The sequence below is a fragment of the Phycisphaera sp. genome (assembly GCA_025916675.1).
Lineage (GTDB): Bacteria > Planctomycetota > Phycisphaerae > Phycisphaerales > UBA1924 > JAHCJI01.
Window position 1 is genome coordinate 15,635 of record CP098402.1, and the last position, 22,431, is coordinate 38,065.

The window sequence follows — 22,431 nt, forward strand, 5'->3', positions numbered from 1 at the left end:
ACGAACGACGCTATGAAAATCACCCGCAAATTCACCACCGCCGGCCAGGACCCCTTCGACAGCGTCAAGTGGACGACGCGCTCGAGCAAGATCAGTAATCCTGATGGCTCGATCGTGTTCGAGATGAACGACGCCGAGGTGCCGGCGACGTGGAGCCAGCTTGCGACGGACATCGCCGTGAGCAAGTACTTCCGCAAGGCGGGCGTGCCGCAGATGGACAAGGCCGGTTCGATCATCGCCGGGGGGTGGCAGGCCGCCACCAAGCGGGCCAAGGATGGCCTCCCCTCCGGCGTGCAGAAAGACGACGACGGCAACGTGGTGATGGGGCCCGAGCGCAGCGTGCGCCAGTTGGTGCATCGTCTGGCCGGCTGCTGGCGCCACTGGGGCGAGAGCCACAAGTATTTCGATAGTACTGCCGACGCGCAGGCGTTCTACGACGAGCTGGTGTACATGCTCATCCACCAGATGGCGGCGCCCAACAGCCCGCAGTGGTTCAACACCGGGCTCAACTGGGCGTACGGCATCGACGGGCCGGCCCAGGGCCACTGGGTGCCCGACCCCAAGACGGGCGAGGTGAAGCTGGCCGAGGGGGCGTACGCGCACCCGCAGCCGCACGCGTGCTTCATCCAGAGCGTGAGCGACGATCTGGTGAACGACGGCGGCATCATGGACCTGTGGGTGCGCGAGGCCCGGCTGTTCAAGTATGGCAGTGGCACGGGCACGAACTTCAGCCGCCTGCGCGGCGAGGGCGAGCCGCTGAGCGGCGGCGGCAAGAGCAGCGGGCTGATGAGCTGGCTGAAGATCGGTGACCGGGCCGCGAGTGCTATTAAGAGTGGCGGGACGACGCGGCGGGCGGCCAAGATGGTGTGCCTGGACATGGACCACCCCGACATTGAGAGCTTCGTGAACTGGAAGGTTCGCGAGGAGATCAAGGTGGCGGCGATGGTGGAGGGGCTGAGCAAGATCGCCGGCGAGCGGGCGAGCATCCACGATCCCGAGACGGTGGGCGAGACGGCCAAGCGGCTGGGGCTGGAGCTGGACTTCGACTTTAATGGTGAGGCGTACGCGAGCGTCAGCGGGCAGAACAGCAATAACTCGGTGCGCGTGCCTGATAAGTTCTTTGACGCGGTCGACGCCGGGAGCGCGTGGGAGACGCGCTGGCGGACGGCCGAGGGCGTGGCGCGGACGGTGGACGCGAAGAAGCTGTGGGACGACATCGCGTACGCCGCGTGGCGGTGTGCCGATCCGGGCGTGCAGTTCGACAGCACGATCAACGCGTGGCACACGTGCCCGCAGGGCGGGCGCATCAACGCGAGCAATCCGTGCAGCGAGTACATGTTCCTGGACAACACGGCGTGCAACCTGGCGTCGCTGAACCTGATGAAGTTCTACGACTCGCCCACGCGGCACTTTGATGTGCGGGCGTACGAGCACGCGACCGACCTGTGGACGATGGTGCTGGAGATCAGCGTGCTGATGGCGGCGTACCCGAGCAAGGAAGTCGCCGAGCTGAGCTGGAAGTATCGCACGCTGGGGCTTGGTTATGCGAACCTGGGCGCGATGCTGATGCAGGCGGGGATTCCGTACGACAGCGAGGATGGGCGTGCGATTGCCGGGTGCCTGACGGCGATCTTGACCGGCGGCTCGTACCGCATGTCGGCGAAGATGGCCAAGGAGCACGGCCCGTTCGCCGGGTACAAGGCCGATAGCGAGAGCATGCTGAAGGTGGTGCGCAACCACCGCCGTGCGGCCCACGGCGTGAAGCGCGAGGCGGCCGAGTGGGAGGGGCTGAACGCCAAGACGCGGCCGGTGCCGATCGATCAGGCACGCTGCCGCGGCGGGAAGATCCCCGTGGCGAACACGGCCGAATTGCTGGACCGCGCGAAGATGGCGTGGGACCAGGCGATCCAGCTCGGCGAGAAGCACGGGTATCGCAACGCCCAGACGACGGTGATCGCGCCGACGGGGACCATCGGCCTGCTGATGGACTGCGACACCACGGGCGTGGAGCCGGACTTCGCGTTGGTGAAATTCAAGAAGCTGGCGGGTGGCGGGTACTTTAAGATCGCCAACGCGAGCGTGAAGCCCGCCCTCGAAGCCATGGGCTACGGCGAGACCGAGCGGCAGGACATGCTGCGGTACCTGCTGGGAACGCTGCACCTGGAAGTGGAACTGCCTGAGGGTGTGCCGGGGGCGCAGATCGGCCAGACGCTGGCCCAGTGGCTGCGCGGCAAGGGGCTGACCGAGCAGGACCTGAAGACCATCACCGACGCGCTGCCGGGCGTGTTCGAGCTCGGGTTTGCCTTCAGCGCGTGGACGCTGGGCGACGAAGTGCTCGAACGCGCGGGCGTGGACACCGAGGCGGCCAAGGCCAAGCCGGGCTTCAACCTGCTGCGTGAGCTGGGGCTGACCGCCGAGCAGCTTGGCGAGCTGAACCTGAAGGTGTGCGGCACGCAGACGCTCGAGGGTGCGCCGCACCTGAAGGACGAGCACCTGCCGGTGTTCGATTGTGCCAACACGTGCGGACCCTTGAGCACGCGGTACATCGAGCCGCAGGGGCACATCCGCATGATGGCGGCGGCCCAGCCGTTCATTAGTGGTGCCATCAGCAAGACGATCAACCTGCCCAACGACGCGGGCGTGGCGGACATCAAGGACTGCTACCGCCTGAGCTGGGAGCTGGGGCTGAAGGCCAACGCGCTGTACCGCGACGGGTGCAAGCTGAGCCAGCCGCTGAGCACCAAGAGCGACGCGAAGGAAGATGCGTCCGAGTTGGTCGCGGTCGAGGTTGACCTCGAGGATGTGGTCGAGATCGACGAGCTTGGCGAGGCCGAGGCTCTGGAAGAGGTCGAGGACCTGACCGTTGCGGCCGCCGAGTCGGTGAGCAAGGAAGACGCGCAGGTCACGATCAAGACCGTCGAGCGGATCGTGCATCGGCCGATGCGTCGCCGCCTGCCCGACACGCGCGGGTCGATCACGCACAAGTTCAACATCGCCGGCCACGAGGGCTACCTGACGGTGGGCCTCTACGAGGATGGCTTGCCGGGCGAACTGTTCATCACGATGGCCAAGGAGGGCTCGACCATCGGCGGCCTGATGGACAGCCTGGGCACGGCGGTGAGCGTGGCGCTGCAATACGGCGTGCCGCTGGAGAGCCTGGTGCGCAAGTTCACGCACCAGCGCTTCGAGCCGGCGGGCATGACGACCAACCGCGATATACCGCTGGCCAAGAGCCTGGTCGATTACATCTTCCGCTGGCTTGGCATCCAGTTCATCCCTGGCTATCGCGAGGCCAACACGCCCAACCGCGGCAAGAGCAGCACAAGCGAGGCCGAGAGCACCAAGAGCGAGTCTGGAGCAGGGACGCCCGACCGTCTGCGTTCGCTCGCCGGACCCACGGAGGGGTCTGGCGGGCGCGTAGAGATCGCCGCCCGGGCGACACGCGAGGCCAACCCGGAGGCCGGGAGCGACTCCGATGGCTCGGGCAAGGCTCGTGCGACGGCCGAAGTGGTGGTCCCGAGCGGCCGATCGGCCGTGGCCGAGGCGACCGAGACCGCGGCACGCCGGAGCCGATCGGTTGAACCCGTTGCCAGCAAGCAAACCGAGGCCAAGTCGGGCGAGGCCGCGCAGCTTTCATCCATGCTCGAGAGCATGGCCGACGCCCCGGCCTGCGACGTGTGCGGCACGATCACCGTTCGCAACGGCACGTGCTACAAGTGCCTGAATTGCGGCAACAGCATGGGGTGCAGCTGATCGGCTGAGATAACGAACTCCTTCTCCCCCAAGATCGTCGGGATCTAGCCCGTCCCCCTCTCTCCGACGGGCTGCCACCACCCGGTTCCGACGATCGCCCACGCCCCCGGGCCCGCCACCAGGCCCGGGGGTTCTTATTGATGGATTGGGTGAGGAAGTGACTAAAGCGACCGTGGTACGATCTCGAGAGCGGATGGCGCATATCCAAGGGTGATGTGTTGAACGAGGATTTTCACAATGGGAAGGTGGCGGCCCCGAGCGGTCGACGCCGCCGTCGTATCCGTCGAGAACTGCTGCTTCTCGTGGTGCTCGGAGGCATAGCGGGTGTGCTTACGCCTGTATCACAACTCGGCATTCAGATGGTGGAGGATCGATTGGACCACAATGGTCGCTGGTGCCGGCTTGAAGACGGATCGATTTTTCGTGTACTCAAGACTCGAGCAGGCTCGCGGTTCCGACTTCTTTCCAGACCGGGTTGGTCGAACTATGACGATTACACGAAAATCTATGAATCCTCCGCCCCTTTGTCTGTACCGGCCACGATGCCGCTTATGCTCGAACCTGTATGGAATGAGCTAGAAGCAGACTTGGGCGAGCGGAAAGCCACCGATGCGGAGGTTGCTTTATTGGGCTGGCCGCTGCGCACGTTGCGTGGTGGAGTGCTTGTGCCCGATAAGGGAGGAACCGTGCCACCGGCGGACGTACTCACAAGAACGAGCCTGCTCGATGCAAGGGGAGCCCAATCTCTACGTGACCGATGGCAGTTGGTGTTCGGTCCGGTTTGGAGCACACTGCTGGCGACGTGGGGACTGCTCTTTTTATTGTTGTGGTTGATGTTGATGCTTGTGAAGCTTCCAGTCGTGTTTGGTGTTCGCGCTCGTCGCAGGCACCGCGGGCTGTGTATGGTGTGTGGATACGATTTGTCAGGGATTGGAAGCCAATGTCCTGAGTGTGGCCGGCGAGTGCCGGGTCACTCGGGCAACGTCCACGGGCTGAGCAAGAATTAACGCTCTGTTTTTAGCCCGGCCTGTCTTCACGCTTGCACGCCAGCACGCGCACCTCGCCGTACGCCAGCGGGTGGCTCGCGTGGTTCCCGATGCGTTCCTTGACCACGTCCAAGCCCTGGCTCGTGAGCATCGCCGCGAGCAACTCGGGCGTGAAGGCGTGTGGGTGCATGTCGTCGACGGTGCTGCGCAGGTCGACGAGGATCCAGGCGTGGCCGCCCGGCTTGAGCACGCGGGCGATCTCGGCAACGACGCGGCCGGGGTCGGCCACGTGGTCGAGGCAGTTGTCGCAGACGACGAGATCGAACGTGGCGCTGGTGAGGGGGAGTTGCTCGCCGGGCGCTGCGATGGGCGTGAAGGTCAGTGGCGGTGGGGGGAACAGGTCGCAGGCGGCATAGCCGTCGTTCAGGGGATCGACCGCGGCGGCGAAGCGCCAGTGGCCTTGCGCGACCATGGGGTGCGGGCCGCCGCCGATCTCGAGTGCGGCGGTGGCGGCCTGCCACATGTCGACGCCGTCGATGCCCAGCCAATGCGCGAGTTCTTTGCAGCGGTCGACCTGCCATCGGGCGAAGACCGTGTGAAAATCGCCGTAGCTTGGGTCGATCGCTTCGTGGGCACCGGGCACGCGGACGGCCCTGACCCAGTACGCCAACTCGTCGCGCAGGCGGCGCTCGAGGTGGGCGTCGCCGATGGCGCTGGTGAGCGAGCCGTCGAGCCCGCCGCGCCACGCGTGCCAGCCTCCAGCGCCGGCGATGGCGTCCTCGATGGGGGCTAAGGCCGGGCGGATGGCGCGACGAACGGCCTTCTTAAAGAACTCGAACGCGGCGTTGGAAACGCGATTGCGCTCGGCGGGTGGGCGGTACTCGATTGGTTCGGCGGGCCGGACCGGGCCCGGGGGCGCGGGCTGGTCGCGGCGTGGGTTCGTGTCCCGGTATTCGGCGGGCACGGCATCAACGGCCGGAGGGGCGTCCGGTAGTGGGCTCGTGGGGCTGCTGCGCATCGCCTGTAGCGTACGCCCGATGGAGCGATTGGCCTACGATTGCCGATGGCTTCGAATGCGTCCGGTTCCGGTGGACCGCGCGGCACCGGCGGGAAGGAACCCACCCAGATGGAATCACAACCGGCATTCGAGCGGCAGATCGGCGGGAAAGACCTTCCCCGCCAGATCGTGGGCCTCAAGCGGCAATTGATCAAAGAAGCCTCCTACGCCGTCGCGATGATCGAGCAGGCGCTCGATGCCCTGCTGCGGCTCGACCGCCCGCAGGCCAAGGCCGTACGCAAGCAGGATGATGTCATCGATCGGCAGGAACTCGAGATCGAAGCGGCTTGCCTCGACCTGCTCCTGATGCAACATCCGGTCGCCAGCGACTTCCGGGCCGTGCTCTTCGTGCTCCGCGTGAACACGCAGGTCGAGCGCGTGGGCGACCACGCCACCAGCATCGCCAAGTGCGCCTCGCGCATGGTCAAGGCCGGGCTCGAACCCAGGTGGCCAACCTCGCTCGTCGAGATGGCCCATCGCGTGCCGGCGGCGTGCCACAAGACGCTGCGGGCCGTGCTCGACGAAGACCTCGATGCCGCCCGCGAGATCATCGACGAGGACGAGCTGATCGACCAGCTCGAGAAAACCCTGTTTGGCGAGACGCTCGAACTCATCCGCAACGATCCCAATGGCGAGATGGCCGGGCTCTACATCTTCCGCGTGGGGCGCGAGCTGGAGCGGACCGCCGACGTGATGGCGAGCATCTGCCGCGACCTGATCTACCGGGACACGGGTGAGAACCTCCGGCACACCTGATCGGCCGCCGGTGCCCCTTGAGCGCGTAACGCGTCACTTCGGGAACAATGCGGCCCAGCCGCGGTTTGGTGCAAGCGATGCGTGTACCGTGGCGAATAAGGGTGCTTGGTGTCTTGGCGCGACCCAAGTCGAAGCGGGCGTTGATCGCCTCTGCTCTACTCGTCCAGGTGGTCGTACTCGGCGGTGGATGGTTCCTGACGTTCCGTATCGTGCAGCGATCGTTCGGCCTTGTGGTCGAGGACATTGTCCAAGAACATAATCGTGAGATCGTCGAGCGTGTGGCGTCGCTGCTGCCGTCGGTCATGGACGACGTCGAGTTCGGCGGCGACGACTGGGAGAAGCTCCAGCGGGTGATCGAGGGCGAGGCGCTCAACGACCTTCCGGCTGGCGGATTCGCGTGCCTCATCGAGCCCGATGGCCGGTTGCTGTGCCATCCGGATATCCGAGACGATCCTGGATTACGAAACTTCAGTTTCAGCGGCATGCAGATCGCCGAGAGCCTCGACCCGGAAGCCGAGTATCAGCCAGTGATCTCGGCCGGTTCGCCCAACGAGCCCGCCTCGGGCATCCTGGAGTTTCCCGGCGAGTTCCACTATGTCGCAACACAACCAATCGACAGCAACGGGCTGCGATTGCTCGTGCATCAACCCGTGAGCGGTCTCATCAAGACTGGTGAGTCGAGCACGCAATGGATCTTGATCATCGCGGGTTTCGCATCCATCGGCGTGCTCTCGATCTCGGGGTTCGGTTTGAACATGCTGCTGCATCGCTACGAGGGTGCGCAGGAGCGGCTCAACCATCAGTTGAAGGAGCATCTCCTGGTCGCGCGACGCATCCAGCGGGCGACGCTGCCATCGAGCCTACCGAAGGTCGCGGGATATGCGTTTTCCGGATGGAGCGAACCGGCAGATGAGACCGGCGGCGACACGTTCGACTTCGTCGAGCTCGGGGGCGGCCGGGAAGTCGCCATCATGATCGCCGACGCGTCGGGGCATGGCATCGGGCCAGCTCTGGCGATCGCGCAGCTGCAGGCCATGGCCCACCTCTCGTGGCGCCACGAGCGGGATCCGCTGGCCGTGGCGCGGGTGCTCAACGAACGGATGGTGGCCCAGCTCCCCGACGGTCGGTTCGTCACAGCCTGGTTCGGCGTGCTCGATCACACCACGGGCCGGCTGCGCATGATCAGCTCGGGCCAGGATCCGCAATTGGTGTACCGGGCCGCGACCGATCGGGTCGAGCGGCTGCCGACCGACACGGTGCCGCTGGGGATCCTCGATGGGCTCGAGGGTGATGGCTGCCGCGAGATCGAACTCGAACCCGGCGACACGCTGCTCCTGGCGTCGGACGGCATCGCCGAGACGGCGCTCAACGGCGAGCAATTCGGCGTGGAGCGGCTGGCCAAGGTCCTGCACTCGAACAATGCCCGTACACCAGAAGAGATTACCGATGCGGTTCGGTTGGCAGTTAGCGAGTTCTCGCGCGATCGTCAAGCTGCCGACGACCGGACCGTCGTGGTTGTGCAAAGGGAGCGAACAACCATGCTGGCGGGCGAGTCGGAGCGTATACTCCCGGCTTCGGGCGCATAGCTCAGTTGGCTAGAGCGCTGCCGTCACATGGCAGAGGTCATAGGTTCGAGTCCTATTGCGCTCATTCCCGAACGATCGAGACCCCGGCCCGGCGGCTGGGGTCTTATTTTTGTTCGTACGAAGCGAGGCGTACTACCCGAATTGGCCACTCATGGCCGTTTGTCGGATCGGGCAATACCGGACCCCAACCGTGCAAGAAACTGGCTCGCTTCATTCGGTGGGCATTGAAACCGCGGTGACTCGGGTAGAATATCAACGACTTGTGGGGTGATGTCCATGCCCGACGATCGAATCCCAGCGGATTACAACCCCATGGCTTTGGCCAGGGTGTTGCGCGTGCGCCGTGGCGTTACGCTGATCGAGTTGCTGATCGTGCTGGCCTTGCTTGGCGTGTTGTTGGGCATCCTGCTTCCCGTGCTCAATGGCGCCATCGATGCCTCACGCTCGTTCCGATGCCAGATGTCGATGCGCAACGTGGCATTAGACCTGACGATGTTCATCGATCTGGACGAGCCCAGGCCGCAGGATCCTTGCGGCCGGCACGGGCACGTGGCGCTCGAGACGTTCCAGGAGAGCCTGTACGGCATCGACGAGTACTGGCGGTACGGCAGCGATCGCTCGCAGGTCTCGCTTGGTAACGAGGACGACGTGCCGCTGCGCTGTGCGGCGGTTCGTGGCGACCTCGTCCTGCGACGTGACGCGCCATGCTCTTCGGGTGGCGTTGCGAGTTGGAACACCGTGTCCTACGGCTTCAACGCGCGGCTGCATCGGGTCGATGGCCCGGGCGGTCGCAGCATGGGCACCTGTTTGACCGAGCGAGTGCTGGAAAACGGCATGGTCCCGCTGGCCTGGGACGTGGATGGAAAAGAGGCCACTCGGCGCGGCGTGACCCCCGTGTTTTCCGCACCACCGATCGGCGATGGCGGGCTCTATGACGACGGGCTGAGTTGGATGCCCGCCGCACGCCACGGGTCGGGCATGAACGTGGTCTTCATGGATGGGCACATCGACTCAAGCCATCGGCCACTGGAAGAGGCCGGATGGCGTTGGGATTACTACGCTCGCCACTGACGCCGGGCTTACGCTTGCTAACCCGTGAGCCCGACCGATGGCGCTGTCTCCCCTGCGTATAAAGTTTGTGTTCTTGCTGGCCGCCTTCGGGTTGGTGGTGGTGATCAACGCCACGACGATGCTCTGGAGTGTGTTGTTCCTCGAGCGGCAGATCGACCGGCCGTTGCGCGCGACCCAGACGGCGTTGACCCTGCTGAGCGAGGCCAAGCGGGCCGCGGGAGAGCAACACAACGACATCGCAAGGGGCACCGAAGCGGCGGCGATCGGGCCGAGGGTGGCCGAGGGCCAGGGGCCGCTCGGACGCGTTGACCATGTCGAGTTGCTCACCCGAGCGGCGAAGGCCGAACGCGCAACCAGCAACCTGCTCGAAGCGAAAGACCTCGAGATCGTCCTCGGCGGGGGTGTGCCCCAGTATTTAAAGGACCGGGTCTCCCGAGCAAATACCGCGCTGCGCACGTGGATGGACAGCGGCGATGAGGACGCGAGGGCCGAGACCCTGCGGCTGCTGTTCGATCTCCACGAGCGTATAGAGACAACCGAGACGAACGTTGTCAAGAACGCGTCGATGGCGAGTTCGCACACCGACAGCATGCGCAAGAAGGTCTGGATCTCACTGGCCGCGAGCGTGGCGATCGCGATCCTGACGGCCATCCTCGCCGCCCAACTCGTGCGGCGGTGGGTGCTCGCGCCGGTGGCCGAATTGCGAGAAGCCGCCGAGCGATTCGCGCGGGGTGAGCTAGACTACCGCGTGGCGGTCGTTGGCCAGGGCGAGATCGCCACGCTGGCAAGCGAGTTCAACACCATGGCCGGCACGATCAAGGGCATGCAGCACGAGCGCATCGAGCGTGAGCGGCTCGCAGCGTTCGGCACGGCTACCCAGCGCATCGTCCACAACATCAAGAGCCCGCTGGCGGGCATCCGCATGATGGCCGAGCTCGCCGGCGATGGGGCGGACGACGCCAAGGAGAAGCTCGAGCGCATCGTGTCCACCGTGGACCGCATGAACACCTGGCTCAAGCGGCTGCTCGACGTGTCGCGGCCCGGCGAACTGAACACGTCGATCACCGGGGCCGCACGGTGGCTGAACGACATCCTCGCGCCACTGCACGCCCGGGCCCAAGGGGCGGGCATCGAGTTCGAGGTCGATGTTTCTGGAGCACCGGAACAGGCACGGTTCGACTCGGCCCAACTCGAGCAGGCGGTCGTCGCGCTGGTGTCCAACGCGTTGGAGGCAACGCCCAAGGGTGGCACGGTCCGGGTGCTTGCCTGGTCCGAGAAGCCAGCGGATGGACCCCCAAGGTGGGGGATCGACGTGGCCGACGAGGGGCCCGGCGTGTCCGAGGAGGCAGCCGAACGGTTGTTCCAGCCGTACTTTACAACGAAGACCGAGGGGAGTGGCATCGGGCTTGCAATGGTGCAGAAGGTTGCGAGGGACCACGGAGGAGATGCGTGGCTCCGCGACGCTGGGGAGGGTCATGGAGCGGTGTTCGCCCTATGGCTCCCCACGGATTGACCCTGCTTCGGGCCCTGTGTGGCCCCGTGGAGGCCACGTATGGCCACAATTCTTCTAGTCGAGGACGACCAAGACCTCCGGTACTCGATCAAGGCCACGCTGGAGCGGGCTGGGCATGTCGCGTTGGAGGCGGGCAGTGTCCCAGAGGGGCTCGAAGTCTTCGGCCAGCGGCATGTCGACCTCGTGCTGACCGATCTCAGGCTGCCCGGCGATGACGGGCTGGTGCTCATCAAGGCGGTGCGTGGCGAGGGCTTCGCCGGCGGCGTGCTGGTGATGACCTCCGACGACAGCGTGTCGATGGCCGTGGAGGCCATGAAGCTGGGAGCCGACGAGTATCTGCTCAAGCCCATTAGCGTGGCCGAACTGACGCTCGTGGTCGAGCGAACGCTCGAGCGGGGCAAGCGTGACGCGAAGCTACGGCTGCACGAGAGGCTTGCCAGCCAGCGTGCGGGCGAGGACAGCGAGCAGCCGGCTGGCGAGCACCCCGCGTGGCGAGAGGCGTTGGCCATGGCCCGGCGGCTGGCGGGCCTGCCCTTGCCCAAGAACGGGAGCGGGCCCCAGGCGCTGCCAACGGTGCTGCTGACCGGCGAGACCGGCACGGGAAAGGGCGTGCTCGCTCGGGAGCTGCACATGGCCGCGCCGCGCGACGCGGGGGAACCGCCCTTCGTCCATGTCAACTGCGCGGCCCTGCCCGCGAACCTGATCGAGTCGGAGCTCTTCGGCCACGAACGCGGTGCGTTCACCGATGCCAAGGCGGCGCGCGAGGGCCTGTTCGAGATGGCGTCGGGCGGCACCATCTTCCTTGACGAAATCGGCGAGTTGCCGCTGGAGCTCCAGAGCAAGCTGCTGCTGGTACTCGAAGCGGGCACGCTGCGTCGCGTGGGCGGTACGCGCGAACGTCAGATCTCGGCGCGTGTGGTGGCGGCGACCAATCAGAACCTGCCCGAGCGTGTACGCGAGAAGGAGTTCCGCGGCGATCTGTTCTATCGATTGAACACGTTTACCATCGAGATCCCGCCGTTACGCGAGCGTGGCAAGGATTCGCTCTTGATTGCGCACGCGGCCTTGCAGCGATTCGGAAAGCACTTCGGGCGCGGTGATATGGATCTGAGCGACGCTGCCGAACAGGCCGTGCTCGGCCATTCATGGCCCGGAAACGTCCGGGAGCTGGTCAATGTCATGCAGCGTGCGGCGATGCTGAGCAAGGGCACGACTGTCGAGCCCGCGGACCTGCCAATCTCACGTCAAGATGCCTACTCGTTCGGGGAGAGTGGCTTGGAGTTTGACTTCGAGCACGGGCCGTGCACTGTCGAGGCGGTCGAACGAGCCCTCGTTGAGCAGGCCCTGCGGCACACTGGCGGGAACGTCACCGCCGCGGCTCGCCTGATCGATATGCAACGCAGCAGCATCCGCAACCGCATCGACCGGTACGGTCTGCACGAGTTCGTGAAGGAGCTGAGCGCGTGATAGGGCTTTGCAGGGCACAAGTAGTCGCGGTGTTGTTCGTGCTTCTGGCAGCCGTCGTTGCTGCCGCTGATGCGACCGACGGGGTGTATTTTGATCCGACGGGCGACGCGGTGTTGCGTCCGACCGATCGCGGTGGCATGGGGATGGTGCATCCCGACGCGGTATTGCCCGACATCGTGTCGCTTACGATCGTGGGGTGGCAGCCGTTCTCGCCGGCGAGCGATCCGTACTCGGGGTCCGTGATTGGCAGCGAGGGTGCCGATATCTTCAGGCTCCAGGCCGTGTTCGATGGATTGATCAATCCGCCCGGTACGCTTGGTTTTGCGGGCCAGCCGTTCGACCCCTACCGGTTCGGCACGAGCCCGGTGTTCGGCTTCATCGAGCTGAGCGTGGACCGGCGCGAGAGTACAGGCGGGCACCTGGGTGCTTCTGCCGAGAGCCGGTTCATGGCCAACGTGGCCCGATTCGGGAGCCGGCCGCACGACTCCATCGGCGGGCGGATCGCGGCATCGGCCGATGACTACGACCGTGACATCAGAACTGGTCCGCAATTCGAGCGGAGCGGCGCCGATTGGTCGCTCTCCTTGTGCGGCTGCTCGGCCGTGACACTCGTGCGGGAAATTGGCAACGGGAACGGGTTGTTCGAGGCCGGCGAGACCATGATCGTTCGCGGCCGCTTCTTCGCACGCTCGGAGGGGTACATCGGCCCGAGCGGGATGCGCGGGGGCTCGGTCGACGGCGCGTACGACCCGTGGGTCGATCTGCGATTCAGCCACAACATCGCGAGCGATCAAACTATGGTGACGTTCGTCGGGCCGGTTACCAATCGGGGGTACGGCCAACTCGCGGGCACATCGACCCCGCCGATCAACTTCAGGGCCGACGACGGCTGGAGCATCGAAGAGGGGGTGACCGACCTGATCCTCTCGGTCTGTTACGGTTGCGCCGCCGAATTGCTAATCGAGGATTGGGAAGGCAGAGATATCGAGGACTCGCTCGAGCCCGACCGCTGGGAAGCGACGGCTCTCGTTGGCACGAGCTACACCGATCCGTTTGTGGATGGCTTGTTTGTTTGGACCGACGTTGGCTTCGACTTGGAACCGGGCAACCTCAACGGGGATTCGAGCGTTGGGTTGCTGGACCAGGGCATCTTGCGGAACTGGGTCTACGCGAACGATGGGGCGGCGTTCGATGCCGACGGCATCAAGAATGGGGTTGTGGTTGTTCGCAGAACACCGTTCAATTTTTCTCTGTACGACCTCGACGCCTCGGGTGAGATCGAGCACCGGGACCTGGCGGTCTACGGGCCACGGGCCGATCTGGATGGCGACGGCGTCTTGACAGTGTTCGACTTCCTGGCCTTCCAGAACTTCTTCGACGCCGGCAACCTCCGCGCGGATTTTGACTTTAGTGAGACGCTCGACATCTTCGATTTTCTCGCATTCCAAAACACGTTCGACGAGTAACGGTCGTCGACTGGCCACGCGAGGCCCTGTGGCCACGGCTGGCGGCCATGGCGAGCCACACCGACTCCCTCCACGTTGCAACAACCCCCGTCGCTCACGCTGCGGGGGTTGTTGCTTTTGGCACGGCAGTTGCCATGGTGTTCATTGCCCCGCGGTCGGAGGAGTTACCGCGGGACCAAGACACACGAACTTTCTTACCTCAGGAGAACGAAGATGCAACGCACGATGAACACGAAGACTCTGACCCTCGTCCTCGCCGCCGGCGCGATCACCAGCGCGGCCAACGCCCAGATCTCGTTTGGCCCGCGTACCGACCTGCCGACAGCGCAGCGCCCGGCCGGCGTCGCCGCCGGCGACTTCACCGGCGACGGCCTCATGGACTTGGCCGTCGTCGTCGATAACCCCGACCGTGTGCTGATCATGGCCGGCGACGGTGCTGGTGGCTTCGCGGCCGGTCCGGTCACCTTCCTCGGCGCGGGCGTCGGTGCCGATGCCGCCGAGGCCCACGACATCGACGGCGATGGCGATCAGGACCTGGTCGTCATCTTCGACAACACTTCGAGTGCCCAGATCCTGCTCAACGATGGGGCTGGCAACTTTGCCCCGGGTGGCCGCGCTGCCACCGGTGCCGAGCCGGTCTGGATCGCCAAGGGCCGGCTCAACGCCAACCCGGGCGCCGACTTTGTGATCGTCAACCGCGACAGCAATAGCGTGACCATCCTGCTGGACTTCGGCGTCTCGACCGTTAGCTCGACGCTGGCCGTCGGTGCCGAGCCGCGTGCCGCGGCGATCGGTGACTACAACGGCGACGGCAACGCCGACCTGGCCGTCACCAACCACGACAGCCGCTCGATTGGTATCTACACCGGCAACGGCGCGGGCGGCTTCGTGGCCGGTCAGGTCATCACGACCCCAGGCCAGCGTCCCGAGGGCATCGTGTCGGCCGACTTCGACGGCGACGGCGACGCCGATCTGGCCGCTACGGTTGACGATTTCATGCAGGTGTACCGCAACGACGCGGGCGCCTTCTCCTTTGCGGGTCGTGTGGCAGTCGGTTCGTTCGATCCCTCCGAGATGTACGTCGGCAACTTCGCGCCCGGTGGTGCCGGCCCCGACGTGATGACCGTCAACAACGACGGTGGCTCGGTTTCCGTGTTCGAGAACCTCGGCGGACTGGCCTTCAGCGCCGCCCTGGTGCTGCCTACGGGCGTGCAGCCCGAGTTTGCCGCGATCGCCGATTTCGATGGCAGCGGCTCAAGCGATATCGCCGTGACCAACCGCGACAGCAACACCACCAGCGTGTTCATCAACGACGCTGTGGTGGCACCGCCCTGCCGGGCCGACTTCGACGGCGATGGCAGCCTGACCATCTTCGACTTTTTGGCCTTCCAGACCGCGTTCGCGATGGGTAACCCCCGGGCCGATATCGACGGCGACGGCAGCCTGACCATCTTCGACTTCCTGGCATTCCAGAACCTGTTCGTGGCCGGCTGCCCGTAATACTCGGTCCCCGGTCACACGGATTCTCTCTCTGTTTCGGTGGCTCTGTTCCTCTCTTTACCCCAGGCGGCGACCTATCCACGAGAAGGTCGCCGCCTTTTGTTACATTTGGTTGATACCATCGGCCATGGCCAAGACCCCTCCCACCGAACCGCCTCCCCCGATCGAGCCCGGGCCGCTGGGGCCTACGACGCGGGGCAAGCGGATCGATTCGATCGACACGCTCCGCGGCATCGCGGTCATGGGCATCTTTATGATGAACATCCCGACATTCGCACTGAGCGAGGCGGCGTTCTTCAATCCGCCAGTCGCCGGCGGGTTCGAGGGGCTCGACTACCTGACCTGGCTGGTCAGCCATGTGCTGTTCGAACTGAAGATGATGGCGATCTTCTCCATGCTCTTCGGCGCGGGCGTGGCGCTCATGGCCGAGCGGTTGGCCGAGTCGGGCCGTGGGGCCGGTGTCCACTATCGGCGCATGGGCTGGCTGCTGCTCATCGGCATGGCCCACGCGTACCTCATCTGGATCGGCGATATCCTGGTCGGTTACGCGCTCATCGGCATGCTGGTGTATCCCTTGCGACGGCTACCGGCGATCTGGTTGATGATCATCGCGTGCGCCCTCCTGCCGGTGGCCATGGTACTCGGCGGGTTGCAGCAGGCACTCTTCGAGATGCTGCGTGCCAGCGACGATCCGCAGATGATGGAAACATGGGACGACGTGGGCACCATGTTCTACCCGACCGAGACCTCCCTCGAAGAAGAGCGCCAGGGGGCGCTCGGCGGCTTCTTCCATCGCGTGTCGGCCCACGCCGAAGACGCCATGTTCATGCAGACCTACGTGTTCGCGATCTTCATGCTCTGGCGCGTGGGCGGGCTCATGCTGCTGGGCATGGCCCTGCACAAGTGGGGCGTGTTCAAGGCGGAACGCTCGGCGCGGTTCTATCTGGGCATGCTTCTCATCGGCGGCGTGTTGGGTGGCGGGATCGTCGGTACGGGCGTGGCCCTCAACCACCGCAACGGCTTCGATCCTGTGGCCTATTTCGGCGTTATGGGCTGGTTCAACTATGTGGGCAGTATCGGCGTCGCGCTCGCGTGGGTCGCGCTGGTCATGCTCCTGTGCAAGGGCGGCGTGCTCGGCTGGCTCCGCCACGCGCTCGCGTCGGTCGGCCGGATGGCCCTGACCAATTACCTCATGCAATCGCTCATCGCCGCGTTCATCTTCTATGGCTGGGGCCTGGGTTACTTCGGCAGCCTGAGCCGGAGCGAATACGTGCCGATCGTTCTTGGTGTGTGGGCGTTCCAACTGGTCATGAGTCCGCTGTGGCTCTCGAGGTTCCGCTTCGGCCCGATGGAATGGCTGTGGCGGAGCCTGACGTACTGGAAGCTCGAGTCGATTCGCAAATAGCCCTTGGCCTACGCTTGGCCCATGGTTGTTGACGATCCAGAATCGCCTTCGCGAGGCGGGAAAGAACGCCCGATCGACCCACGCCCGGTCTTACTCGTGGGCACGCACCGGAGCGGCACGACCTGGCTCAGCAAGATCCTCAGCGAGCATCCCGAGACCGCGTTCGCTGCCGAACCCCGACCCATCTGGGTGCGCGGGAATGCCTACAAGCCCGACGACCGTTTGACCGCCGACGATGCATCCCCCCGGATCGTGGCGCGAATCCATCGAGCGTTCAACACGATGTTGCGTGAACAAGGCAAGCCACGGCTTGTGGAGAAGACCCCCAGCAACTGCCTGCGCGTGCCATTCTTGCGCGCTGTATACCCACAAGCGAGGTTGCTCCTAGTGATCCGTGATGGCCGGAGCGTGGTGCATTCGACCGCTGATCTGCAGCAACGAAAAGGCAAGCTGCGCAACGCCTTCAATCGCGCGAGGCAGATGCCCCCGCAGGAATGGCCCGCCGAGACTGGCCGCGTGCTCGACATGGTGCGCCGCCGGGTCTTGGGCAAGCCCATGCCCATCTGGGGCCCTCGCCCGCCCGGTTGGCGTCAGTGGGTGCGTGAGGACCATCCAGACGTGGTACGCGCCAAGCAGTGGTCGGCGACGATCCTTACGGCCTATCGCGATGCCAGGGCATGGATCGAGCAGGCCGAGGCGAACGGCGAGGACCCCGGAGTATTGATCTTTCGTTATGAGGATCTTGTGATGGATCCGGGCCCGACGCTGGAACGCATCCTGTCGTTTGCGGAACTCCGCGACGACGGTCTTTCGGAGCGTTTGGCCGAGAGCGTCGATCACGCCCGCTTTTCCAATCGCCAGGACGCGAACACGTCCGAGCAACTCGAGCGGATGAAGCCCTACCTCGAACCCGCCTTGGTCGAACTGGGATACACCTGGTAGCGAGCCACACGCGGAACCGAAGCGGTGTCCGGCGACGGCAAGACCTTCCAGATCTTGGCCAACTCGCCGACCCCCTGGCCGATGCCGCCTGCAGCACTACCTCGGCTCGCGCGCGATTGATTCAGGCCGACCCTGCCACGACTTCCTCAACGCTCGGGCACGTGCACACGAGGTGCCGATCGCCGAACGCGTTGTCGATGCGGCCGACGGCTGGCCAGAACTTCGCGTCGCGCAGCCACTCGATCGGGAAGCCCGCCTGCTCGCGGGTGTAGGGGTGCGTCCACGCGTCGGCCATGAGCGCCGCCTGGGTGTGCGGGGCGTTGCGAAGTACGTTGTCCTCGCGGTCGGCCTTGCCGTCCTCGATGTCGCGGATCTCCTGGCGGATGGCAATGAGCGCGTCGACATAGCGGTCCAGTTCGCCCTTGGCCTCGCTCTCGGTAGGCTCGATCATCAGCGTGCCGGGCACGGGCCAGGCCATGGTGGGGGCGTGGAAGCCGTAGTCCATCAGCCGCTTGGCGATGTCGTCGATCTTGATACCCGCGCTCTTGTCGAATGCGCGGCAGTCGATGATGAACTCGTGGGCCACGCGGCCGTTGGGCCCGCGGTACACCACGTCGTAGTGGTCCTCGAGCCGCTTGGCCATGTAGTTGGCGTTCAGGATCGCGATCTCTGTGGCGCGCTTCAGGCCCGCGCTGCCCATGAGGGCCATGTACACGTACGAGATCGTAAGAATGCTGGGCGAGCCGTAGGGCGCGGCGCTGATGGGGCCGATGGCCTGCTCGCCCGCGCTCGCCGGATTGCGCACCGGGTGGCCCGGCAGGAATGCCGCGAGTTCCTCGGTGCAGGCGATGGGCCCCATGCCCGGCCCGCCGCCACCGTGGGGGATGCAGAAGGTCTTGTGCAGGTTCAGGTGGATGACGTCGGCGCCGAGTTCGCCCGGCCGGCACAGGCCGACCTGGGCGTTCAGGTTCGCGCCGTCCATGTACACGCGGCCGCCGGCATCATGCACAATCTTACAAATGTCCTTGATCGTCGGCTCGAACACGCCGTGCGTGCTGGGGTAGGTGACCATGAGCGCAGACAGCTTGTCCTTGTGCTGCTCGGCCTTGGCCTTCAGGTCGTCCATGTCGATGTTGCCCTTGGCGTCGCACTTGACGGGCACCACACGCATGCCGGCGATGATGGCGCTGGCGGGGTTGGTGCCGTGGGCGCTGGTGGGGATGAGGCATACGTCGCGGTCCTCGCCCTTGCTCTGGTGCAGGGCGCGGATGGTCAGGAGGCCCGCGTACTCGCCCTGGCTGCCGGCGTTGGGCATCAGGCTGACGGCGGGCAGGCCGCACATGTCGGCGATGTAGCTCTCGAGGCGATCGAACATCTCCTGGTAGCCGGCGGTCTGCTCGATTGGCGCGAAGGGGTGCAGGTTGCCAAACTCGGGCCACGTGACGGGCAGCATCTCGCTGGTGCCGTTGAGCTTCATGGTGCACGAGCCCAGCGGGATCATGCTGTCGGCCAGCGAGAGGTCGCGCCGCTGCAGCTTGGTGATGTAGCGCAGCATCTCGGTTTCGCTGTGGTGCGTGTTGAAGACCGGGTGGGTGAGGTAGCCGGTGGTGCGCTGGAAGACCGGGGCGATCTCGGTATGCGCCTTGCCGGCCAACTCGTTCACGTTCGCCTCGACACCGAAGCACGCGAGCAGGTCGGCGATGTCGCCGGGTATCGTGGTCTCGTCGATCGTGATGCCGAGCGTGCCATCACCGAAGTTGCGCAGGTTGATCTTCTTGGTGTCGGTCGCCTCGACGATCTGGGCCACGCTCGCGCCGCTGGGCTTGATGCGCAGCGTGTCGAACACCTGATCCTCGGCGATCGTGTGGCCCTGCTCCAGCAGCCCCGCGCGCAGCGTCTGCGTCATGGTGTACACGCGCATCGCGATCCGTCGCAGCCCCTCGGGCCCGTGGTACACCGCGTACATGCTGGCCATGATCGCCAGCAGGGCCTGGGCCGTGCAGATGTTGCTGGTGGCCCGGTCGCGCTTGATGTGCTGCTCACGGGTCTGGATGGCCATGCGGTAGGCGGTGTTGCCCTGGGCATCCTTGCTCACGCCGATGATCCGGCCGGGCATCTTGCGCGCGAACTCCTCGCGCGTCGACATGAAGGCCGCGTGCGGCCCGCCAAAGCCCATGGGCACGCCGAAGCGCTGGGCGCTGCCGATGGCGATGTCGGCCCCGAACTCGCCCGGGGGCTTGAGGAGCGTGAGGGCGAGCAGGTCGCACGCGCACACCAGCATCGCGCCAGCGTCGTGGGCCTGCTTGGCGAGTTCCTCGTAGCACTCCACGCGCCCGTCGGTGGTGGGGTACTGCACCATTGCGCCACACGCTCCGTCGAGGTTCGCGGCGATCTCGCTCGCCGGTCGCACGTCGATCTCGACGCCCATCGAGTCGCCACGCGTCTGCACGACGGCGATCGTCTGCGGGTGGCAGTCATCGGCCACGACGAAGCGCTTGGTGTTCTTCACGGCCACGCACATCGCCATCGCCTCGGCGGCGGCGGTGCCCTCGTCGAGCAGGCTCGCGCCGGCGAGGGGCAAACCGGTCAAGTCGCTCACCAGGGTCTGGAAATTGATGAGCGCCTCGAGCCGGCCCTGGCTGATCTCGGCCTGGTAGGGTGTGTACTGCGTGTACCAGCCGGGGTTCTCGAGGATGTTCCGCTGGATGACCGGCGGCACGACGGTGCCGGTGTAGCCCATGCCGATGTAGCTGCGGCGGACCTCGTTCTTGCCGGCGATGGTGCGCAGCTCGGCCAGCAGCTCGTGCTCGCCGCGGGCCGGTCCGACGTGCAGCGGCTCGTTGGTCCGAATCTGGCTGGGCACGGCCGCCTCGATGAGCGCGTCTAGCGACGGATAGCCCAGCAACGCCAGCATCTCGGCGACTTCCGCCTCGTCCGGCCCGATGTGGCGGTGGACGAAGGTGTCGGTGGGGGCGAGGGCGGGCGAGATGGGAGCAGCCGCCTGGGGCTGCGGGGCCTGGGTCTTCATGGGCGCCTCGACGATGACGGGGGACTGATCGGTACCGGAGCACGTGGTCAAGCTGGCGTTCCTCGCTCAAGAAAGGCGGTCGCGCGGGCAGAATCCACATGATAGGGGAGAAGCCCGCCCGTTTGGCCCACAGCGGCCGCCCGTTGGGGTCTGTCCGGGGGCGAGATGGGGCGAGTTTGGGGCGTGGGGGGCGTTATGGGGCTGGCGGCCCGGTCTCAGGGGCACCCCACCGCGAAGGCGTCCTGGAAGGCCAGGAAGTCGGCGACGGTGAGCTGGCCGTCGTTGTCGAAGTCGGCGATGGCCTCGCCCGCGTCGAAGGCGCGCAGGAACTCGAGATAGTCGAAGACGGTCAGCACGTCGTCGTTGTCCAGGTCGGGGCACTCGTAGCAGGAGAGGTTGAAGAGGTAGGCGGCGCCGGTGGCGGGGGTGCCCGGGCCCTCGCACTCCTCGCTCGAGCCGACGAGCACCAGGTCGCCCAGTAAGGCCAAATAGCCTGCGTACTGGGCCGCGTGGAATGGCGGCGTCGGCAGCAGGCGGGCGTTCTGCCGCCATACACCGTCATCGGTACGCTCGAAGGCAACGGCGATATGGTCCGATCGCGGTGTGCGGTCGCCCCACACCTGGGCCACCAAGCGGTCGCCATCGACCTCGACCGCGTACGTGCCAAAGTGGTGCCCGTCCTTGGCCGGGCGGTGCGCGAGCGCCTGGCGGAGCGTCCACAGCCCGTCTTCCAGTTCCAGGATGTGCACAAAACCCTGGTACTCGGAGCCGGGAAAGACCCGGAACGCGCTCACCGCGAGCGTTGTCCCGTCGAAGCCGATCGCCCGCCCAAAGGACCTGATGTCATACGGACCCATGTCGGGCCCATCGATCTTCTGCACGAAGTCGTAGGTCCCGCTGTCCTGGCGGCGGTACACCGACACCGAACCAGCGCCGCCGGATGTCGGAAGGATGTCCTCGTTGAAGGCACCCACGAACAGCCAGCCGTCCTTGGCCGCGATGTCGTGGCCGAACCACGCGTCGGCGGCTATGCCCTTGGGCTGGTCGATGACCTGAATTGGAGTCCAGCCGTCGTCGGTGCCCGGCGCGGGCCGGAACACAACGATCGAGCCGCGATGCCCGCCCGCGCCGATGATCGTGTCGCCGTCGATCAGCGGTCGAGACGCGGCCCCCTCGGTTGTCACGCCCTCGGGCGGCCTGCACACGCCGGTGAACTGCCACGCGTCCCCGACGCGGTCGTACACCGCCGCGCTGCCGATCCTGTAGTGGCGATCGGGCCATCGGACCTGGTACGCCCCGATCGCCATGCGGTCGCCCTGGACGTCGACGCTCCAGCCGAAGCCGTAGTTGAAGACGGTGAAGGGTGAGGTCAGTTCCTGCCCCCCGGTCAGCCGCCCGTCGACAAGGTCGAACGCCCACACCGAACCGTCCTGGCCGATGGCCACGCGAACGTCTTCGCCTGCGGGCGACATCGCCAGCGGCCCGCCAAACTCGCGGGCCTCGGCCCCATCGGGAGAGACGAACCGCACGGGCGGGCACTGGGCGCTGGCAGCCGGGCTCGCCAGGGCGATCGCGGCGAGGCAGCAGAGCGAGATAGTCGAACGCGGTGTTGTCATATGAACCTCCCCGGGCACGGCCGATCGATCGCCGGCCGCATTGGTGTACCGCCCGCCCAACCCCCGGTTGCGGCCGCCCACGACGCGAAACCGGCCCACCAGAACCCCAAACCGGCCACCCAAACCGACGATCCGGATGACCAAAACGGCATTCCGGTCATCCGGATTTCCAGTTTGGGCGGCCACGATCGCGTCTCGGGGGCCCAGAACACCGCCCTGGACCCGCAAATCGGAGATTTGTGCCGCCTGCGCCGATTTTGAGTAGAGCCGGCTCGCCGCCTTGCC

General features: G+C 65.7%; 13 protein-coding genes and 1 tRNA gene. 11 read left to right on the top strand and 3 right to left on the bottom strand.

The annotated features are described in order from the left end of the window. The first annotated feature begins 12 nt into the window (after nt 1-12). The gene (locus NCW75_00065; protein ID UYV12701.1) at nt 13-3,753 is read left to right on the top strand and encodes an adenosylcobalamin-dependent ribonucleoside-diphosphate reductase; all 3,741 of its coding nucleotides are present in this window, start codon (nt 13-15) and stop codon (nt 3,751-3,753) included. Nucleotides 3,754-4,770: 1,017 nt separating this feature from the next. Here the strand turns inward: NCW75_00065 and NCW75_00070 are convergent. Then, entirely contained in the window at nt 4,771-5,757 is a 987-nt protein-coding gene (locus NCW75_00070) for a methyltransferase domain-containing protein (GenBank protein UYV12702.1), read from the bottom strand. Nucleotides 5,758-5,865: 108 nt separating this feature from the next. Here NCW75_00070 and phoU point away from each other — a divergent pair, with 108 nt between their 5' ends. From phoU to NCW75_00120, 10 genes are all read left to right on the top strand, one after another. After that, entirely contained in the window at nt 5,866-6,552 is a 687-nt protein-coding gene (phoU, locus tag NCW75_00075) for a phosphate signaling complex protein PhoU (protein ID UYV12703.1), read from the top strand. A 113-nt stretch (nt 6,553-6,665) separates the two neighbouring features. Next, nucleotides 6,666-8,138, top strand: coding sequence for a SpoIIE family protein phosphatase (locus tag NCW75_00080; GenBank protein UYV12704.1), 1,473 nt, complete (start codon nt 6,666-6,668; stop codon nt 8,136-8,138). Then, a tRNA-Val gene (locus NCW75_00085) sits at nt 8,129-8,202 on the top strand. Before NCW75_00080 ends, NCW75_00085 begins: the two co-directional genes overlap by 10 nt. Nucleotides 8,203-8,414: 212 nt before the next feature. Next, nucleotides 8,415-9,209: a prepilin-type N-terminal cleavage/methylation domain-containing protein gene (locus NCW75_00090; GenBank protein UYV12705.1), complete on the top strand. Its 795-nt coding sequence runs from the start codon at nt 8,415-8,417 to the stop codon at nt 9,207-9,209. 37 nt (nt 9,210-9,246) lie between these two features. Beyond that, a complete protein-coding gene (locus tag NCW75_00095; GenBank protein ID UYV12706.1) occupies nt 9,247-10,722 on the top strand; it encodes a HAMP domain-containing histidine kinase in 1,476 nt (491 codons plus the stop codon). 39 nt (nt 10,723-10,761) lie between these two features. After that, nucleotides 10,762-12,189, top strand: coding sequence for a sigma-54 dependent transcriptional regulator (locus NCW75_00100; GenBank protein ID UYV12707.1), 1,428 nt, complete (start codon nt 10,762-10,764; stop codon nt 12,187-12,189). Further along, nucleotides 12,186-13,655: a hypothetical protein gene (locus NCW75_00105; protein UYV12708.1), complete on the top strand. Its 1,470-nt coding sequence runs from the start codon at nt 12,186-12,188 to the stop codon at nt 13,653-13,655. Before NCW75_00100 ends, NCW75_00105 begins: the two co-directional genes overlap by 4 nt. Nucleotides 13,656-13,868: 213 nt before the next feature. Continuing rightward, nucleotides 13,869-15,155 (top strand): FG-GAP-like repeat-containing protein, encoded by a 1,287-nt coding sequence (locus NCW75_00110; GenBank protein ID UYV12709.1) that lies wholly within the window; start codon nt 13,869-13,871, stop codon nt 15,153-15,155. A 127-nt stretch (nt 15,156-15,282) separates the two neighbouring features. Then, the gene (locus tag NCW75_00115) at nt 15,283-16,560 is read left to right on the top strand and encodes a DUF418 domain-containing protein (GenBank protein ID UYV12710.1); all 1,278 of its coding nucleotides are present in this window, start codon (nt 15,283-15,285) and stop codon (nt 16,558-16,560) included. A gap of 21 nt (nt 16,561-16,581) precedes the next feature. Then, complete coding sequence (locus tag NCW75_00120; protein ID UYV12711.1) at nt 16,582-17,502, top strand: sulfotransferase; 921 nt, start codon at nt 16,582-16,584, stop codon at nt 17,500-17,502. A 121-nt stretch (nt 17,503-17,623) separates the two neighbouring features. Here NCW75_00120 and gcvP read toward each other — a convergent pair whose 3' ends face one another. Both gcvP and NCW75_00130 read right to left on the bottom strand, forming a co-directional pair. Next, the gene (gcvP, locus tag NCW75_00125; GenBank protein UYV12712.1) at nt 17,624-20,581 is read right to left on the bottom strand and encodes an aminomethyl-transferring glycine dehydrogenase; all 2,958 of its coding nucleotides are present in this window, start codon (nt 20,579-20,581) and stop codon (nt 17,624-17,626) included. A gap of 164 nt (nt 20,582-20,745) precedes the next feature. Then, nucleotides 20,746-22,146 carry a hypothetical protein gene (locus NCW75_00130; GenBank protein ID UYV12713.1) on the bottom strand — a complete coding sequence of 467 codons (1,401 nt, stop codon included), beginning with the start codon at nt 22,144-22,146 and terminating at the stop codon, nt 20,746-20,748. Between the last annotated feature and the right edge of the window lie 285 nt (nt 22,147-22,431).

Bases quoted from the DNA above. Each gene is read 5' to 3' on its own strand.
- NCW75_00065 (UYV12701.1), top strand. From the start codon at position 13: ATGAAAATCACCCGCAAATTCACCACCGCCGGCCAGGACCCCTTCGAC.
- NCW75_00070 (UYV12702.1), bottom strand. From the start codon at position 5,757: ATGCGCAGCAGCCCCACGAGCCCACTACCGGACGCCCCTCCGGCCGTT.
- phoU (UYV12703.1), top strand. From the start codon at position 5,866: ATGGAATCACAACCGGCATTCGAGCGGCAGATCGGCGGGAAAGACCTT.
- NCW75_00090 (UYV12705.1), top strand. From the start codon at position 8,415: ATGCCCGACGATCGAATCCCAGCGGATTACAACCCCATGGCTTTGGCC.
- NCW75_00095 (UYV12706.1), top strand. From the start codon at position 9,247: ATGGCGCTGTCTCCCCTGCGTATAAAGTTTGTGTTCTTGCTGGCCGCC.
- NCW75_00100 (UYV12707.1), top strand. From the start codon at position 10,762: ATGGCCACAATTCTTCTAGTCGAGGACGACCAAGACCTCCGGTACTCG.
- NCW75_00110 (UYV12709.1), top strand. From the start codon at position 13,869: ATGCAACGCACGATGAACACGAAGACTCTGACCCTCGTCCTCGCCGCC.
- NCW75_00115 (UYV12710.1), top strand. From the start codon at position 15,283: ATGGCCAAGACCCCTCCCACCGAACCGCCTCCCCCGATCGAGCCCGGG.
- NCW75_00120 (UYV12711.1), top strand. From the start codon at position 16,582: ATGGTTGTTGACGATCCAGAATCGCCTTCGCGAGGCGGGAAAGAACGC.
- NCW75_00130 (UYV12713.1), bottom strand. From the start codon at position 22,146: ATGACAACACCGCGTTCGACTATCTCGCTCTGCTGCCTCGCCGCGATC.